The sequence below is a fragment of the Exiguobacterium sp. U13-1 genome (genome assembly GCF_001750115.1).
GTDB lineage: Bacteria > Bacillota > Bacilli > Exiguobacteriales > Exiguobacteriaceae > Exiguobacterium_A > Exiguobacterium_A acetylicum.
The window spans coordinates 2,289,913-2,304,474 of the sequence record NZ_CP015731.1; the positions used below are offsets into that span (position 1 = coordinate 2,289,913).

Genomic DNA, 14,562 nt, shown 5'->3' on the forward strand with positions numbered 1-14,562 from the left:
CTATTGCATTTGGAGGATTTAACTTTATGACGCAAGAATGGATTTCGATCATCCTGTATCTTGTTCTCATGTTGGCAATCGGTTATTTTGCCTACAAGCGAACGACGAATACAGAAGATTACATGTTAGGCGGACGCGATCTCGGTCCAGGTGTCACAGCACTTTCTGCTGGTGCATCGGATATGAGTGGATGGATGCTCATGGGACTTCCCGGCGCCATGTATGCAACAGGTGTATCAGCCCTTTGGCTCGCACTCGGTTTATTGATTGGATGTTACGTAAACTATATCGTACTCGCACCACGTTTCCGTCTCTATACGGAAATGGCGAACGACTCGATTACGATTCCTGATTTCTTAGAGAATCGTTTTGAAGACAAATCACGCGTGCTTCGTACTGTATCAGCACTCGTCATCATCATTTTCTTCACGTTCTACACATCAGCTGGAATCGTATCTGGCGGAAAATTGTTCGTCAGTTCATTCGGATTTGATTACCACTATGGTATGCTCTTGACGATTGCGGTCGTAATCGCCTACACACTTTTTGGCGGTTTTCTCGCAGTTAGTTGGACCGATTTCGTCCAGGGCTGTATCATGTTCATCGCACTCGTTCTTGTACCGATTGTCGCATTAACGGACGTCGGTGGAATCGATGGTGCATACAACTATGCTGAAAAATTAGACCCTTCGTTGTTTGATCCACTCAAAGGAACAACTGCACTTGGAATCATCGGATTCCTTGCCTGGGGACTTGGTTACTTCGGTCAACCACACATCATCGTCCGCTTTATGGCGATTCGTTCCGTTAAAGATTTAAAAAGTGCCCGTCGTATCGGGATCGGTTGGATGTTCGTCTCAATCATCGGTGCGATGATGACTGGTCTTGTTGGGATTGCCTATTTCGAAGGACAAGGCAATGGACTGGGTGATCCGGAAACAGTCTTCATTCGTTTCTCGGATGTACTATTCCACCCGTATATCACAGGATTCTTAATGGCTGCGATTCTTGCAGCAATCATGTCGACGATTTCATCACAATTGCTTGTTACTTCAAGTGCGTTGACAGAAGATTTTTATAAGACGTTCTTGAAAAAAGATGCATCAGATAAAGAACTCGTCTTAACAGGTCGAATTGCCGTTCTTGTCGTTGCGATCATCGCAAGTGTACTCGCTTGGAATCCATCAGCGACGATTCTTGCACTTGTCGGTTATGCATGGGCTGGATTCGGTTCTGCCTTTGGTCCGATCATCTTGCTTTCTCTCTACTGGAAACGAATGACGAAACAAGGTGCACTGGCTGGTATCATCTCAGGTGCCTTGACAGTCATCATCTGGGTTCAACTCGGACTTAGTACGACGCTTTACGAAATGGTACCTGGATTCTTCACAAGCTTGATCTTTACGGTCGTTGTCAGCTTGATGACGAAACAACCGGTCAATGCCGTTCAGGAAACGTTTGAAGAGATGGAAGACGAATTAAAAGACGCTGTTCAATAATCAGCGAATAACGAGTAAGACCTCTGCCGGAAAATCGGCAGAGGTCTTTTTTGACTTACAGTTCAATCACACCATAATGCAACTTCGACGACTTCCGCTTTGTTCGTTCGAACCCAAACCGTTCAAATAATGGGCTCTCATAATGTGCTTTTAAAACGATGCGCTGACGTGCCACACGCTTCGCCTCCATCATCGCTTCTTCGGATAAGGCTTCATAATTCGCAAGCGTTCGTAAAGCGTCGAGGTGCGTCGATTCTTCGACGGTCTGTTCGAACATGGGGTCAAAGTAGATGACATCAAAAGAATGATCCGGACATTCTTTCAAATAGGCAAGATGGTGTTTGACTTTCACTTCAATTCGTCGCATTGCTTGATTGATCGGTTCGTAGGATTCTTCCCACCGTTTTAATCCGTTCTTGACGACAAATGCTGTCTCAATCCGGCTCTCTAAACCGATGATCCGCCCCCGCTCTCCGATGGCATGACTCATGACGATCGCATCTGCCCCGAGTCCAAGCGTACAATCTAACACATGCATCCCTTCCGATAAGCGTCCGATTGAAACTAGTGGATCTCCTCCACCTGCATCAATTTGTTTGATGCGAAACACCGCACTTGAAGGATGGAAAAAGAACGATGTCGTCTCACCTAGTGGATATAAATCAAGCCGCTGTTTATCGACGACAAGCACCGGTAACCCTGTCTCCTGTTGCAAGTGTTCTATGCTTTTTTTCTGACGCACGACGTAGATAAAATGTATCGTTTCATCCGCTAACAACTGCTTCACACGATGATGTACGTCGTCAGTCGGACGAAGACATGTCGTCAGTCCAATGGTTGGTTTCATAATGTGTTCCTCCATAAAAAAATAAGCTAGCCGGAGCTAGCTCATTTCTTTTTCTTCAATAATCCTTCGATGTCTTCAATCAATGCTTTTTTCGAAATCAGATCTTCTTGCTTTTCCTGTTCGACTTTTGCATCGACCGTCGTCCGCTTCATGAGTGCTTGTAGCGTCTCATCGATGCTTGACTTCAAATGATCGCGGTCTTCTTTATTAAGGGAAAGATCATGTTGAACTTCATCCCCTTGTTCATCTAATTGGCGTAAGCGTTCCGTCAATTGTTTCGCTTCACGATTCAAGTCCGAATACAATCGTTCGATTTGCTCTAGACGCAATTTGATTCCGTCACGTTCTGTGAACACGTTTTCCAGCCCCTTCCAGTATGCAGTTGTCTACATCATTACTTTACCATATTCCGAGGTAATTAAAACAATCACAAGATGATTACAGAATGACTTTTTTCAGATTTCTTCCTGCGGATCGATTCCAGTTAATTTTTGCAATTGCACGAAGGGTATCGCTATAATGTAAACGAAGCATCAATTGGGATGAGGGAGGATTTTGTGATGGAATTGAGACGTCGAACATTACGTCATGTCGATCAAGCTGAGTACGATCATTTCTTGAAGTATGGCGAGCAAGCATATGGACTGACTCCGCAAGAAATCAAAGGGTATGACCATGAGCTTGGAGAAGAGCGAGCTTTTGATTCCGTCGAGCACAGCTATCCTGAAGATTATTACTTTGATATCGTTGAAGCGGATACGATCCTGGGGCGGGTTCTGCTCTTAAAAATGGGTCACTACTTCCAACTCGACTTCATGGTGTTTGATCCCTATACGCGTCGGGGTCTAGCTACTCAAGCAGTTGCCGAAGCATTGACGTATTCTGGGGTACTAGATCGTCACGAAGTACGCGCGCGTGTCCTTGAACAATCACCACACGCTTCGTTTGCAAAACGCATTTTGGAAGCGAATGATTTTACGTCGACAGAGAACTATTACGTCAAAGGAAGACGTCGTCGGTACTCTCTGCAACGAATGGGCTAAAGACCGTCCGAAAGACCATGAAACTCATGGTCTTTTTTTAATGCCCCTCATCTCTTCGTCACCTTTGACAGTTGATGAATTTCAGCGTACAATTTTCATCTGTATGAACAGAAAGGAGTACATCTCATGAACGAATGGTTATGGATCCCTTCCATTTTTTTAACGATGGGATTATTGATTTTCAGTTATTATTTATTTGGTAAGACAGGATTGTTGATGTGGATTGCCATCGCAACAATCATTGCAAACATCCAAGTTACACAAACCGTCGATATTTTTGGTTTCGTCTTCACGTTAGGAAACGTCGTGTATGGCAGTTGTTATCTAGCGACAGATATCCTCAATGAAAAATACGGAAAACAGGTCGCTCGTAAAGGCGTCTATATGGGGTTCTTCTCCCTGATCACGACGACCGTCCTCATGCAGTTCAGTCTCTTGTATACACCACTTGCTGATAAGGCTGCACTCGAAACATCCGATTCCTTGCATTTATTGTTTGGACTCTTACCATGGATTGCTGTTGGTAGTCTTGCCGCTTATCTCGTCTCGCAACTATTCGATGTCTTTATCTATTCAAAGATCCGTCAGAAGACAGGCGAACGTAAGCTTTGGTTACGGACGACAGGGTCAACCGTATTAAGTCAATTGCTTGATACGTTGACGTTTTGTGCGATTGCCTTTCACGATATGCCCTTCTCCATCTGGTGGCAAATCTTCATTACGACGTATCTTGCGAAATTCGTCGTCGCTTGGTTCGCGACACCATTCATGTATTTAGCAAAACGTATCCACCCAACGAAACAATCGACAGACGCTGCTGCATGACCTAAAAAAAACTAGAAGACTTGACGAAATTGTCGGATAATGGGAGTGGAGGTGCCTACATGAAAATCAAACGGAATGAACCATTTCGATATACGCTGAAAAAACCAATAACAGGTGAATTTCATTTATTGAAAAATAACCAGCGTACTCCCAATGGACTGATGAAAATTCATAATATCTCACCAAACGGACTAGCAATCAGCACAGAACTAAAACTTCCACTTCACAAATCAATGAAAATCGTTGTTGAGTTCTCATTGATCGAGGGTCAAGAACCTTTATGCATCGAAGGTCAGTTATTGCATGAGAAGCCAGTGGGTCCCGAGAGGCTGTATGGCATCCGCCTCAATCCGTCAACGACTGATCGCGATACGATCATCGCTCAGGTTAAACAAGTTGCTCAATTGGAACGATAATTTATTTAGCTGACTCAAAAGTCAGTCTCTACAAAGGAAAGGGTGGCAGAATGATGATCTGCCACCCTTTTCTCGTAAAAAAATGACGCGTCACACGCAACTCTTACAGGAATAAGCGCATTTATGCGCTTCAAAGACAAACAAGACCCGCTTTCCTGCTTGAATGAAGCAGGAAAACCGGCTTGTGTCTCGCCTGAGGAAAGGGCGTGAAAAGACGCGTCATTCTTTTTTGAGTCAGCCCTCTGTTTTGTGCCTAGATGAATCATCCTTCAAACGTACGGAAGACGACGGCTTCGTAAGGTCGAAGCGTGAGTTCGTCGGTAACAGCGGACCCATCATAGTTTCCGATGACCCGGTCTGACGTATCATGCGTAGACGGAATGTTCACATCATGATCCGCAAACGAACAGTAGACATACCATGTCTCCCCTTCAAGCGTCCGTGAGTAGGCGTATACTTCCGGATGATCTTCGAGTAAGAGTTGATAGCGACCATACACAACGAGTTCATGATCATGTCGTAGACGAATCAACTGTTGATAGTAATAAAAGATGGACTGCTCATCTGCAAGCGCCTGTTCGACGTTGATTTCCGGATAGTTTGGATTGACCTTCAACCATGGTGTTCCCGTCGAGAAACCAGCGTTCTCCGACGCATCCCACTGCATCGGTGTCCGCGCATTGTCGCGTCCTTTGATATGGATAGAACGTAGTAGTTCAGCCGGTGATGCCCCTTGTTCCGTACGTTCTTTCCACATGTTCCGAATTTCGATATCTTCATAGTCCGCGATGTCTTCAAAAGCGACGTTCGTCATGCCGATTTCCTCGCCTTGATAGATATATGGCGTCCCTTTTAACAAATGCAACAATGTAGCAAGCATCTTAGCTGACTCGACGCGGTACGTCGTGTCATTACCGAATCGACTGACGACACGGGGTTGATCGTGGTTGTTCCAATAGAGCGAGTTCCAGCCCGTCTCATGTAACGCCGTCTGCCACTTGGTGAAATTTTGCTTGAGTTTAAGTAAATCAAACGGAATGACGTCCCACTTCCCATTCGGACCTGAATCGAGATCCATATGTTCGAACGTAAAGACCATGTTGACCTCTTTACGTGCCGGATCTGTATATAGAATGGCATCATCCGTCGTCGCTCCTGGCATCTCACCGACTGTCAGGACATCGTATTTACCGAAAGAGGCTTCATTCATTTCGTGTAAAAATTCATGAACACGTGGTCCATTGATATAATGTTCTCCACCATCTCCATACAATGCTCCTGGATGGACCGTCGCATTTGGTAGTCCCGGTGTCTTCGAAATCAAGTTGATGACGTCCATTCGGAAACCGTCAATCCCTCGATCCAACCACCGACGAATCATCCCGTACACATCGTGACGCATCTGTTCATTTTCCCAGTTCAAGTCAGGCTGTTTCTTCGAGAATAAGTGAAGATAGTATTCATTCGTTGTTTCATCATATTCCCAGGCAGGTCCAGAGAAAATCGATCCCCAGTTGTTTGGTAGCGAACCGTCTGGATTTGCTGGGCGCCACATGTAATAATCCCGATACGGATTGTCCTTGCTTTGACGCGATTCCGCGAACCACTGATGTTCATCTGACGAATGATTGATGACGAGGTCCATGACGATTTTGATATCTCGTGCATGTGCCTCATCTAGAAGACGATCAAAATCATCCATCGTTCCGAATTCCTTCATGATGGCTTCATAATCACGGATGTCATAGCCATTATCGTCGTTCGGTGAATCGTAGACAGGACTTAGCCAGATGACGTCGATACCAAGCGTCTTCAAATAATCCAACTTTTCGATGATCCCATTCAAGTCACCGATTCCATCCCCATTTGAATCATTGTAACTACGTGGGTAAATTTGATAAACGACACTATCATGCCACCATTTACGTTCCATCCTCAACACTCTCCTCTTTTATGTACGTAACGTGCTACAATATTGAGCAAACGATTGCATCAATTCGTAAAAGCGCTTTCAATTCTCACAACGTCATCTTAACATGTCCATGAGAGGTGCTCAAGCAAGAACCTCTACATATTTGATATCATGAAATATGAAATACAGGTGTTTACTACATCCAAGATGATGGGAAAGAAAGGTATGAGAAAGGAGTGTGGATAAATGTATCGTCGATATTTGCTCTTCCTTGTCTGGACGATTGCTATTGTCTTCATCTTATTATTTGGAAATAATCGTGTCTTTCCGGAAGGTTTCTTGATTTCGTTTTTACGTTTCGACCAAAGTCAATTTGATACTTCTGCTTTAAGTTTATTTGCCTTACTCGGTATTTATCCGTTCGCTTTCTTTTTACTATTTCTAGATGAGAAACGATTCATGCGACCCGGACCGCTCGTCGCAAGTATTGGATCCTTCTTCTTAGGTGCCTTCGTGTTGATGCCTTATGTCGCTCTCGCTATTCCTAGGAAAACTTTTCTTCCTTTTCGTCGTCGAGGATGGATTCCGACCGTCGTCGCCTTACTTAGCGTCGTGACGACATTATTGCTGTGGATTGCTCTTGCTCGGTCTGATTGGAGTATATTCCGCATCTACTTTGAGACCAATCAATTCGTTCGAACGATGACCGTCGATTTGTTATTATTCTACATTCTACAAGTCTATTTGCTTCGGCGCATTCGTCTTCGGAATGCACAGTCATTAAAGTGGCAAGACGTGATTCCGCTCTTTGGTTTATTCCGCTATCTATTCGCAAGACATTTACCGACATCCACAAAATCTTAATTTATGGTACAATGAAATTTGGATTTTTTGAAAAGGAGCTGTCATCCGATGGAACAATATCATGCACTTTGCGAACACATTTTGGAACACGGAACAAAAAAGGAAGACCGGACGGGAACGGGAACGCTCAGCGTGTTTGGTCACCAAATGCGCTTCTCCCTTCAAGATGGCTTTCCTCTCATTACGACGAAAAAGTTACATATGAAGTCGATCATCCATGAGTTGATTTGGTTCATCTCGGGTGATACGAATATTCGTTATCTACAGGAAAATGGTGTGCGGATTTGGAACGAATGGGCAGATGAGAACGGAGATCTAGGTCCTGTTTACGGAGCACAATGGCGCTCTTTTCCACGTCCAGATGGCACGACGGTTGATCAGCTGGCACAAGTCATTGAACAGATCAAGACGAATCCGGATTCTCGTCGTTTGATCGTCAGTGCTTGGAATCCTGGACAAGTCGATGAGATGGCTTTACCGCCCTGTCATCTCTTGTTCCAATTTTATGTCGCTGACGGAAAACTATCATGCCAATTGTATCAACGTTCAGCTGATGTTTTCTTAGGCGTACCATTCAATATTGCATCTTATGCGTTACTGACACATATGATTGCTCATGTGTGTGGACTTGAAGTCGGAGACTTCGTTCATACGCTCGGTGACGCTCATATCTATTCGAACCATGTGGAACAAGTCAATCTTCAGTTGACACGTACCCCTAAAAAATTACCGACGCTGCGCTTCGCTCGAACAGTCGATCGTATCGAAGACTTCCGCTTCGAAGACATCATCATTGAAGGCTATGATCCTGATCCTCACATTAAAGGTGTGGTAGCCGTATGATCACACATATCGTAGCGTATACAAAAAATCATGTCATCGGTCGTGACAATGCGATGCCTTGGCATCTTCCAGCTGATTTGGCTCACTTCAAACGTACGACGATTGGCAAACCGATCATCATGGGACGAAAGACGTTCGAATCCATCGGAAGACCGTTGCCCGGTCGAGAGAACATCGTCATTACGCGCGATCAGACGTTTGCAGCCGAAGGTGTAACGGTATGGCATGATCTATCTGCTTTACAACCATACGTCGATTCAGAAGAAGAAGTCTTTTTAATTGGTGGTGGAGAGTTGTTTGCTCAAACGCTTCCTCTTGCTCGCCGCTTGTATGTCACCGAAATTGATGCGGTTCTTTCTGGAGATGTACATTATCCCGAAATCCCGTCTTCATTTCAGATTACTTCCGAAATACATTATGATGCGGTCGAGGGAAACGATTATCCGTTCATCATTCGTCGATATGATCAGTAACCAAAAACCAGCCACATTGCTCCGTGTAACGGACGAATGTGGCTGGTTTTCTATGGAATTTGCATGATCCATTCAGTAATCCATTCCTCCATATCAGAATCGATCTGTGAGGTCATGATATAGTCTGTCGCACCGCATGATAGCGCATTGGCTAAACGATCGTCTTCTTGATCCGTCACGACCAAAATATCAATGATCGATTCCCGTTGTTGTCTCCACTCTTCTAATCGTACAAAGTTCTCTCTTACTACTTGATCAAGTGAAAGAATCGCCAATTGTAATTGCGTCGTCCGTCGATCGTCTAGCGGAATCACCTCAATATGGTATTTCGGATGATCCGGCATATCAAGAGTATGTACCTGTTTGAGCAATCCTTGCTCGACACGGATATAGACCGGTATTTTTTCGATGGATATCGCTGTCGAATAGGACACCACTTGATTACGGCCGTTACGTTTCGCTTGATACAAAGCTTCGTCTGCCTCCGCTGTTGCTTGCGCCAGGGATGTGTGGAGATCAAAAGAAAAGGATAGACCAATCGAAATCGTTACTTTTAATCCGTTCGCAAAAATATGGCGCTCGACGCGCTCGCGAATTTTATTCATACTCGCAACTGCTTGCGGTAATGTTTCTGCTGAAAACAATAAGATGAATTCCTCACCACCAAAACGAATGAATTCATCGTCGAGACGAGCAGCTTGTTGAACGACGGTAGCTAATTCGGAAAGGACCAAATCCCCTGTTGGATGTCCATGTAAATCATTGATCCGCTTAAAATGATCGATATCAAAAATCGCTAGCCCAAATGTCCGCTGTTCACGTTCGAGACGTGCTACGCGACGATCAAAAGCATTTTGGAGATATTTCCGATTATAAGCTCCCGTCAATTCATCGACCAAGATCGTCGAAGATACGACCCTTAATTTTCGTAAGAGTCTCGCTAGACGAACATGCCGTTCTTCATTCGGCACTGTTTCATCCCAGTAGTCATCGGCTCCCATCTCATAGCTGACTTGACGAATTTCAGACCGGTTCGGACCTACGATGATGACGGGAACGAATGCCGACTCCATTTGTTTGATCAGTTTTTTAAACAACTCTAATGAATCCACGATAGATGCATGGTCGATGATGACGGCATCCATCGCAATATCATGTGATATCGACAACGTGTCTTCCACCGAACTGAAGAATCGTGACATATAGCGCTCCTGTTCGAGCGATTTCTTCCATTTGATATTTTCAAGAAAACGTCTTGTCACAGTGACCACCAATTCTTTTCGAATTCGATTGGCGCGTGAGCGTTCCGACAACTGATCGACGATGGGTTGCAGCAATTCTTTGACGCTTGACTGCGAAATGACAGCGTCCATTTGTTCCCACGTCACTTTTTCACGGCTGACTTGATCAGCGAGTCCCTTAAAGAGCTCTTCTCTCCCGAGTCCTTCGAGCCAGCTGGCTAAAGCTAGCAATTCTGTCCGTGGTACGTTCGGCATTCGAAGTAATGTCTCTACCATGACAATCGTTTGTTGCAGTTGTTTTTCTGCCCGTTTTCGACTCCGTTCCATCCAATCCCCTCTCTTTCTATAGATCCGAAGAACCGTCCTCGGATAAAGAGAAAGCGAGGGAATTCCCCCGCTTTTTCAACTCACGCTTTTAAGTTCGGACGGACCATATCTGCTGGTACGATCCATTGATCATATTGTTCTTCTGTTAATAAACCTGTCGCAAGTGCTGCTTCTTTTAGAGTGGATCCTGACTGATGCGCCGCTTTCGCAATTTTCGCCGCATTCTCATATCCGATGTGCGGGTTGAGTGCAGTGACGAGCATCAACGAACGTTCGACGTTTTCAGCGATGACGGACTGTTCTGGTTCGATTCCGATCGCACAATGGTCATTGAACGAATGCAAGGCGTCTGTCAATAAACGAACGGATTGAATGAAGTTATACATGATGACCGGTTTAAAGACGTTTAGTTCGAAATTCCCTTGACTTGCAGCAAAACCAATCGTTGCATCGTTTCCAAGAACTTGCGCTGCGACCATCGTCAACGCTTCACTTTGAGTCGGATTGACTTTCCCCGGCATGATTGAGCTTCCCGGCTCATTTTCTGGAATCGTGATTTCACCGATTCCTGCTCGTGGACCTGATGCGAGCCAGCGGACATCGTTCGCGATCTTCATCGCGTCCATCGCTAGCGCTTTGACCGCTCCATGTGTGAAGACGAGTTGATCGTGGCTCGTTAAGGCATGGAATTTGTTTTCCGCGCTTGTGAATTCATATCCCGTTTCTTCACTCATCTTTTTCGCAGCCAAATCACCGAACTCAGGATGAGCGTTGATGCCGGTTCCGACTGCCGTACCGCCGATTGCTAATTCCGTTAACGGATCAAGCGTCCGTTCGATCATTTGCTTCGAAAGTGCAAGCATCCGGACCCAACCACTGATTTCTTGACCGAGTGTGATCGGTGTAGCATCTTGCAAGTGTGTCCGTCCAATTTTGACGATATCCGCAAACGCGTTCGCTTTTTCGTCAAGTGTCGCATGCAGAGCATCAATCGCTGGGAATAGTGATTCCAGCAAGACTGTTTTTGCCGCTAAATGCATTGCTGTCGGATATGTATCATTTGAACTTTGTGATTTGTTGACGTCATCATTCGGATGAATTGTCGTCTCACTACCTTGTTCTTTTAACTTGCGTGTCGCGACCCGAGCGATCACTTCGTTGACGTTCATATTGGATTGTGTACCTGAACCCGTTTGCCAAACGACAAGCGGAAACTCATCATCGAATTTCCCCGCGATGATTTCGTCACATACTTCAGCGATGACACCCGCTTTTTCTGCCTCAAGCACGCCTAAGTCACGGTTCGCAAGTGCTGCTCCTTTTTTCAGGACTGCAAAGGCACGAATGACTTCAATCGGCATTTTTTCCGTTCCGATCTTAAAGTTTTCTAGACTACGTTGTGTTTGTGCGCCCCATTCCTGCGCTTCTGGTACACGAATTTCCCCCATCGTGTCACGTTCTACACGGTATTCCATAAACAAATTCCCCCTTTTGATTACTTCTCTTCTAGTTTACCGGAAAGCTTGCGGAATGGGAATGAGGGAGACAGTTTTGGGGAATAGTTTATTATCGAAAAAGGAGTGAAGATTTTATGTGGTTGATAAATTTAATGATTGTTTTGTTATTGATTCTGGCAAACGGCATTTTTGCGATGACCGAACTCGCTTTGCTTTCCTCAAAACGTTCGAAATTGGAAAAAGCAGCGAATAATGGTAAGAAGTCAGCCCATGTCGCGTTAGAGTTACTCGATCGCCCGACCGATCTGTTATCGACCGTACAAGTCGGCATCACGTTGATCGGAATCGTCAATGGTGCATTTGGTGGTGCCGCATTATCTGGTCCTGTCATCAACTGGCTCGCTCAATTTGAATGGATGGCTCCTTATGCCAGTACAATTGGCTATATTCTCGTCGTAACGATCATTACCTATATTTCGCTTGTCATCGGTGAACTTGTTCCTAAGCGTATCGCCCTTGTCAGTCCAGAACGGGTTACGATGTGGCTTGCCCCACCGATGCGTTTTTTCTCAATCGTGCTTCGACCATTCATTTGGGTTCTAAGTAAGTCGACGAGTTCCATCTTCCGTTTGATTGGTTTGGATCGCCTACAGACAGAAGACGAGACGGAAGACGAAGTCCGGCAATTACTGATTCGTGGTACGCAAGAGGGAACCTTCAACCGGTCTGAAGCGGAGCAAGTCTCTCGTGTGTTTGATTTTCATGATTTGTACGCTTACGAACTGATGGAGCCGCGTACCGTTACCGAATGGATTGACTTAGCGGATGACTCCGACACGATCTTACAAGAGCTTCGGCAAGCGCGACATCGAAACTTACCGGTTGGTCATGGTGACTTGGATCACTTCGTCGGTTTCATTGATGCGAAAGAAGTGCTATCAACGGAACGACCTGTCCAGGAACTGGAACGACTGATTCAGTCACCGCTGATTGTTCCCCGTCAATTAAAAGCAACCGTTTTACTCGAACGGATGCGGAAGGAAACTGTATCAATTGCTTTCGTTTTAGACGAGTACGGGGGGTTCCTCGGTATGATTACTTTATTTGATATTCTCGAAGCATTTGTCGGTGAGATTTCAAGCGTCGAGGAAGAACCGGAACTCGTCATGCGGAAAGATGGGTCGTTCCTCGCTGATGGATTATTGCACATCGATGATTTGAAACGAACGCTCGGTTATACAGATGACTTACCTGGAGAACAGTTGAACGCCTATCATACGGTTGCTGGTTTAATTTTATATACGTTAGGTGATGTACCCTCCCGTGGGAGTACTGTCGAAATTGGACCGTATCGGTTTGAAGTCGTCGATTTAGACGGACGACGCGTCGACCAAATTTTGATTGAGCGCATCGAACATAAACAAACACCCCTACCGTGAGGATAGGGGTGTTTGTCGTCAATCATGCTTCGTATAATCGTAACGCCTCTCGTGCGACACGATCTGCTTTATTCTCCGACCGTGGAATCCACTTCACAAAAGCGAGTGGTAAGAGTTGATAACGCGCAAAGGCAGGATCAAAGATCGTCTGCGTTCGTTTATTCTTGACGAATTCGCGTTCGACCGCGAGTGCAACTGCTTCTGAATCCGTCCGAAACGAAATGACACTCTCGCCTTGTGCGATGAGTTCGTGCGCCCACTCGACAGCTTTCGAAAAAGCAATAAATTCTGCCTCATGATTATTGATTGCTTGAATTTGATACATTTTTTCCGTGACTTCGCCCTCGGAATTTTTACTAAAAACTCCAACCGCCGCTTCATCATTCGAAGGACGGACCGTACCGTCAAAATAAAGTTCAACCATGTTCAATTGCCGCCTCGATTCCTTTTCGTATCGCTTGTTCATCTAGCCCTTTCCCAATGAAGACGAGCGTCGTCTTTGGTTGTTCGCTAAATGGTTCTCTAATCGCTGTTCCGTAAATCATGCCAGTACCTTGTAAAATGACCTTTCGATCCGTATCTGCAAAATGAATGATCCCTTTATAGCGATAGAGGTCTTCCGCATACGCCTCTAACACCTCACGTAGGACCATTCCGAATCGATTCCGGTTCAACGGTCGTTCCTCGACAATCGTCAATGCCGTGAAATCCTCAACCGATTGATGAATCTGATCCGTTTGTTGACTAAGTCGTACTTGCTCTTCTTTTGGAAAATGGAACGTTTCAAACAGTCGATCTGATTCGAGTTGACCTTGTTCCGTTTCAATGATGGCTGCAGAAGGATTTCGTTCGCGCAGTAAAGCGGTCAACGTTTCGCGCTCTGATACATCAACTAAATCCATCTTATTTAAGATAAGGACATCAGCAAAACCGATTTGTTTCACATTTTCTTGGAACGTCAGTTGACGTTCTAAATGATATGCATCGATGACTGTGACGACACTGGAAATCTGATAGGACTGTTCAACAGCCGGCTCAAAATAGAATGTCTGTAGAATCGGTCCTGGATCAGCGACGCCTGTCGTCTCAATCAATAATCGATCAAACGATAGCTCCCCATCTCGACGGCGTTTTGCGATCCGTAGTAACGCATCCCGTAAATCACCGCGAATCGAACAACAAATGCAGCCATTCGTCAATTCGATCATCTCTTCGTCACTTCGTTCAATCAATGCTTCATCAATATGAACAGAACCTACTTCATTGACGAGCAACGCAAACTTTTCTGTCGGTTGAGAAACGAGATGATTGAGTAGCGTAGTTTTACCGGCACCTAAAAAACCAGTAATGACAGTCGTACGTATTTTGTCTTGCAT

At 45.1% G+C, this 14,562-nt stretch carries 15 protein-coding genes; 8 read left to right on the forward strand and 7 right to left on the reverse strand.

What is annotated here, in order from left to right; all coding sequences use genetic code 11:
* Positions 1–26 precede the first annotated feature (26 nt).
* Positions 27–1,499 (forward strand): sodium/proline symporter PutP, encoded by a 1,473-nt coding sequence (gene putP / locus ESP131_RS11995; protein ID WP_047395531.1) that lies wholly within the window; start codon positions 27–29, stop codon positions 1,497–1,499.
* Between the two features lie 55 nt (positions 1,500–1,554).
* Here the strand turns inward: putP and ESP131_RS12000 are convergent, their stop codons facing one another.
* Both ESP131_RS12000 and ESP131_RS12005 read right to left on the reverse strand, forming a co-directional pair.
* Positions 1,555–2,346 carry a class I SAM-dependent methyltransferase gene (locus tag ESP131_RS12000; RefSeq protein WP_231925629.1) on the reverse strand — a complete coding sequence of 264 codons (792 nt, stop codon included), beginning with the start codon at positions 2,344–2,346 and terminating at the stop codon, positions 1,555–1,557.
* A 41-nt stretch (positions 2,347–2,387) separates the two neighbouring features.
* Positions 2,388–2,702: a hypothetical protein gene (locus ESP131_RS12005; protein WP_023468579.1), complete on the reverse strand. Its 315-nt coding sequence runs from the start codon at positions 2,700–2,702 to the stop codon at positions 2,388–2,390.
* Positions 2,703–2,906: 204 nt separating this feature from the next.
* On the opposite strand from ESP131_RS12005, the gene ESP131_RS12010 reads away from it, so the two are divergent.
* The 3 genes from ESP131_RS12010 (at position 2,907) to ESP131_RS12020 (ending at position 4,630) form a co-directional block, all read left to right on the forward strand.
* Positions 2,907–3,389, forward strand: a complete 483-nt coding sequence (locus ESP131_RS12010) for a GNAT family N-acetyltransferase (RefSeq protein ID WP_047395528.1) — start codon at positions 2,907–2,909, stop codon at positions 3,387–3,389.
* A 126-nt stretch (positions 3,390–3,515) separates the two neighbouring features.
* Complete coding sequence (locus ESP131_RS12015; RefSeq protein WP_029341956.1) at positions 3,516–4,214, forward strand: queuosine precursor transporter; 699 nt, start codon at positions 3,516–3,518, stop codon at positions 4,212–4,214.
* 59 nt (positions 4,215–4,273) lie between these two features.
* The gene (locus ESP131_RS12020; protein WP_029341957.1) at positions 4,274–4,630 is read left to right on the forward strand and encodes a PilZ domain-containing protein; all 357 of its coding nucleotides are present in this window, start codon (positions 4,274–4,276) and stop codon (positions 4,628–4,630) included.
* Between the two features lie 262 nt (positions 4,631–4,892).
* On the opposite strand, the gene ESP131_RS12025 is transcribed toward ESP131_RS12020, so the two are convergent.
* Positions 4,893–6,563, reverse strand: a complete 1,671-nt coding sequence (locus tag ESP131_RS12025; RefSeq protein ID WP_029341958.1) for a glycoside hydrolase family 13 protein — start codon at positions 6,561–6,563, stop codon at positions 4,893–4,895.
* A gap of 225 nt (positions 6,564–6,788) precedes the next feature.
* On the opposite strand from ESP131_RS12025, the gene ESP131_RS12030 reads away from it, so the two are divergent.
* The 3 genes from ESP131_RS12030 to ESP131_RS12040 are packed head-to-tail and all read left to right on the forward strand — an operon-like array spanning position 6,789 to position 8,722.
* Entirely contained in the window at positions 6,789–7,406 is a 618-nt protein-coding gene (locus ESP131_RS12030) for a hypothetical protein (RefSeq protein WP_069940814.1), read from the forward strand.
* A gap of 48 nt (positions 7,407–7,454) precedes the next feature.
* On the forward strand, positions 7,455–8,249 hold the full coding sequence (locus tag ESP131_RS12035; protein ID WP_029341960.1) for a thymidylate synthase: 795 nt from the start codon (positions 7,455–7,457) through the stop codon (positions 8,247–8,249).
* A complete protein-coding gene (locus tag ESP131_RS12040) occupies positions 8,246–8,722 on the forward strand; it encodes a dihydrofolate reductase (protein WP_029341961.1) in 477 nt (158 codons plus the stop codon). Before ESP131_RS12035 ends, ESP131_RS12040 begins: the two co-directional genes overlap by 4 nt.
* 50 nt (positions 8,723–8,772) lie before the next feature.
* Here the strand turns inward: ESP131_RS12040 and ESP131_RS12045 are convergent, their stop codons facing one another.
* Both ESP131_RS12045 and fumC read right to left on the reverse strand, forming a co-directional pair.
* A complete protein-coding gene (locus ESP131_RS12045) occupies positions 8,773–10,290 on the reverse strand; it encodes a GGDEF domain-containing response regulator (RefSeq protein ID WP_029341962.1) in 1,518 nt (505 codons plus the stop codon).
* 80 nt (positions 10,291–10,370) lie between these two features.
* Positions 10,371–11,765, reverse strand: coding sequence for a class II fumarate hydratase (gene fumC / locus ESP131_RS12050; RefSeq protein WP_029341963.1), 1,395 nt, complete (start codon positions 11,763–11,765; stop codon positions 10,371–10,373).
* A gap of 116 nt (positions 11,766–11,881) precedes the next feature.
* On the opposite strand from fumC, the gene ESP131_RS12055 reads away from it, so the two are divergent.
* Positions 11,882–13,186 carry a hemolysin family protein gene (locus ESP131_RS12055; protein ID WP_047395515.1) on the forward strand — a complete coding sequence of 435 codons (1,305 nt, stop codon included), beginning with the start codon at positions 11,882–11,884 and terminating at the stop codon, positions 13,184–13,186.
* A gap of 22 nt (positions 13,187–13,208) precedes the next feature.
* On the opposite strand, the gene ESP131_RS12060 is transcribed toward ESP131_RS12055, so the two are convergent.
* Together ESP131_RS12060 and ESP131_RS12065 are read right to left on the reverse strand one after the other, a co-directional pair.
* A complete protein-coding gene (locus ESP131_RS12060; protein WP_029341965.1) occupies positions 13,209–13,610 on the reverse strand; it encodes a reverse transcriptase-like protein in 402 nt (133 codons plus the stop codon).
* On the reverse strand, positions 13,603–14,562 hold the full coding sequence (locus tag ESP131_RS12065; RefSeq protein WP_047393931.1) for a CobW family GTP-binding protein: 960 nt from the start codon (positions 14,560–14,562) through the stop codon (positions 13,603–13,605). The genes ESP131_RS12060 and ESP131_RS12065 overlap by 8 nt, the downstream gene beginning before the upstream one ends.

What these genes read in the sequence shown, in the direction of transcription:
- putP (WP_047395531.1), top strand. Translation starts at nt 27, where the DNA reads ATGACGCAAGAATGGATTTCGATCATCCTGTATCTTGTTCTCATGTTG.
- ESP131_RS12000 (WP_231925629.1), bottom strand. Translation starts at nt 2,346, where the DNA reads ATGAAACCAACCATTGGACTGACGACATGTCTTCGTCCGACTGACGAC.
- ESP131_RS12010 (WP_047395528.1), top strand. Translation starts at nt 2,907, where the DNA reads ATGGAATTGAGACGTCGAACATTACGTCATGTCGATCAAGCTGAGTAC.
- ESP131_RS12015 (WP_029341956.1), top strand. Translation starts at nt 3,516, where the DNA reads ATGAACGAATGGTTATGGATCCCTTCCATTTTTTTAACGATGGGATTA.
- ESP131_RS12020 (WP_029341957.1), top strand. Translation starts at nt 4,274, where the DNA reads ATGAAAATCAAACGGAATGAACCATTTCGATATACGCTGAAAAAACCA.
- ESP131_RS12025 (WP_029341958.1), bottom strand. Translation starts at nt 6,563, where the DNA reads ATGGAACGTAAATGGTGGCATGATAGTGTCGTTTATCAAATTTACCCA.
- ESP131_RS12030 (WP_069940814.1), top strand. Translation starts at nt 6,789, where the DNA reads ATGTATCGTCGATATTTGCTCTTCCTTGTCTGGACGATTGCTATTGTC.
- ESP131_RS12035 (WP_029341960.1), top strand. Translation starts at nt 7,455, where the DNA reads ATGGAACAATATCATGCACTTTGCGAACACATTTTGGAACACGGAACA.
- ESP131_RS12040 (WP_029341961.1), top strand. Translation starts at nt 8,246, where the DNA reads ATGATCACACATATCGTAGCGTATACAAAAAATCATGTCATCGGTCGT.
- ESP131_RS12045 (WP_029341962.1), bottom strand. Translation starts at nt 10,290, where the DNA reads ATGGAACGGAGTCGAAAACGGGCAGAAAAACAACTGCAACAAACGATT.
- fumC (WP_029341963.1), bottom strand. Translation starts at nt 11,765, where the DNA reads ATGGAATACCGTGTAGAACGTGACACGATGGGGGAAATTCGTGTACCA.
- ESP131_RS12055 (WP_047395515.1), top strand. Translation starts at nt 11,882, where the DNA reads ATGTGGTTGATAAATTTAATGATTGTTTTGTTATTGATTCTGGCAAAC.
- ESP131_RS12060 (WP_029341965.1), bottom strand. Translation starts at nt 13,610, where the DNA reads ATGGTTGAACTTTATTTTGACGGTACGGTCCGTCCTTCGAATGATGAA.
- ESP131_RS12065 (WP_047393931.1), bottom strand. Translation starts at nt 14,562, where the DNA reads ATGCAAGACAAAATACGTACGACTGTCATTACTGGTTTTTTAGGTGCC.